Source organism: Dryocola boscaweniae, assembly GCF_025215095.1.
GTDB classification, from domain to species: domain Bacteria; phylum Pseudomonadota; class Gammaproteobacteria; order Enterobacterales; family Enterobacteriaceae; genus Dryocola; species Dryocola boscaweniae.
In genome coordinates, this window is sequence record NZ_JALHAP010000039.1 from 1 (window position 1) to 477 (window position 477).

1 protein-coding gene is annotated in these 477 nt (G+C 66.9%); it reads right to left on the reverse strand.

Annotated features, from left to right (window positions below):
* The coding region (locus MUA00_RS00200; RefSeq protein ID WP_271130451.1) for a glycine betaine ABC transporter substrate-binding protein at positions 1 to 477 on the reverse strand (477 nt) is incomplete at both ends.

Genomic DNA, 477 nt, shown 5'->3' on the forward strand with positions numbered 1-477 from the left:
TCCTTACGCACCACCGGGGCGGCGTTGTAGAAGGGGAAGTACTGCTTGTCGTCCTTCAGCACGCGCAGCTTGAAATCCTTCAGGCGGCCGTCGGTGGTGTAGACGAGGCCGAGGAACACCTGGCGGTTCTTCAGCGCGGTGTAGACCAGCCCGGCGTCCATCTGGCGGATGTCGTTGCGGGTGAAGTGCAGGCCGTACAGCTCGCTCATGGGGCCGAGGCCGTCGGGGCGGCCGGCGAACTCCGGGTCCATGGCGAACAGGTGGGTGCTCCCGGGCTCGGCCTCCTGCTGTTCGGCGAGCACCCGCGCGAGATCGCTGACGCTCTGGATGCCCAGGCGCTCGGCCTGTTCCTCGGGCATGGCCAGGGCATAGGTGTTGTTGAAGCGGGTCGGCTTCAGCCAGACCAGGCCCTGGGCTTCGTCGAGTTGCTTGACCCGGCGGTAGGAAGCCGCGGCGTCGAGCTTCTCGTCGATGTGG